1 pseudogene is annotated in these 1,192 nt (G+C 44.6%); it reads right to left on the minus strand.

What is annotated here, in order from left to right:
* A pseudogene (locus ACRCJ0_RS14605) lies at positions 1-1,192 on the minus strand (transcription-repair coupling factor); the annotation flags it as partial.

The following is a 1,192-nucleotide window of genomic DNA, read 5'->3' on the forward strand; positions in this document are numbered from 1 at the left end:
TTTAGCCTTGCGTCGTTTCTTCTGGGTATGGAAGATATCCGCTTCAGCCAGTAAGACTAAACGTTCTTGGACGAATTCAATCGATCCTGATAATCCGCCCGCAATTAGGTTAACCATGTTGGCGAAGATATTCCCTTCGTCCGTCGCTTCAGCCGCTACATCTATTTCTCGCAAAATGGCTTGGACTTCTTTCACCCTGTCCTTGTCTTTTAACATGATAATCACTGTTCGACCTGTACGAATCCAAGCATCTAGTTCAATTTTCAGGGCATCCATTTGGTCATAAAACTGTGTAATCATTCGCGTTTGATACTGGTACAGCCCATCGAATTTCAGTGATCCTAGCCCTTGCTGCCATACTGAAAAGTAAAATTTACGACCTTTAAAAGCTTGAATACCTTCCTTAAAGTCAGCATAAACTTGGACTTGAGCCGGTAATTGCCCCATTTCAACCATGGTTTGTAAGTACATTTCGGTATTGCTGGTCCAAGTAGCCTCTTCTTGAATTAGACGCGCATAGTCGTCCAAAATCAAGAAAGCTTGGTCGCCAATATAGTCAAGGATGGTCGTGGTTTCTGGGTACATATACCGGTGGAAATATTTAGAGTTTTCCGTGGTTTCACCATTTTTCCATGCAAGGACTTCATCGTTAACAACGGCAGTCGCTAAATCTTTAACCACGTCGTCCTTTATCTTAGCCAACGACTTGGCCATCAGTTTTTGGAAGGCATCAGCTTGGGCTTGTAATTGTTGCGGCAAGACAACGAATTCTTGCGACGGTTGGATGTTGATACTTGGTTGGTCTTGCAGGGATTTTTGGGTGTTGGGATCAAAAGTTGAAATCCGTTCTACCTCGTCAAAGCCCACAGATACTCGGACTGGGTATTCGGCATTTATAGGATAAAAGTCTACGATGTCCCCGCGTTGACTCATTTCACCTGGGGTCATGACAATTTCAGCCCGTTGGTAACCTTGATTTAACAGACGTTGAACTAGGGTAGCTGGTTCTAATTCGTCCCCTAATTTGACTAGCAAACGAGTGTTGTCCCAAATTTCAGTTGGGGTTAATAGGCGTTTCAAACCAAACATAGGCGTGATTAGGACACCAGTCGCTTTAGGGTCACGCGCCCAATTTAAAACATTCAACCGGTCGGCTAAGGCTTCTGGACTGGCAATCGCCCAGTCAGCAGCC

Source organism: Aerococcus sp. L_32 (assembly GCF_050689315.1).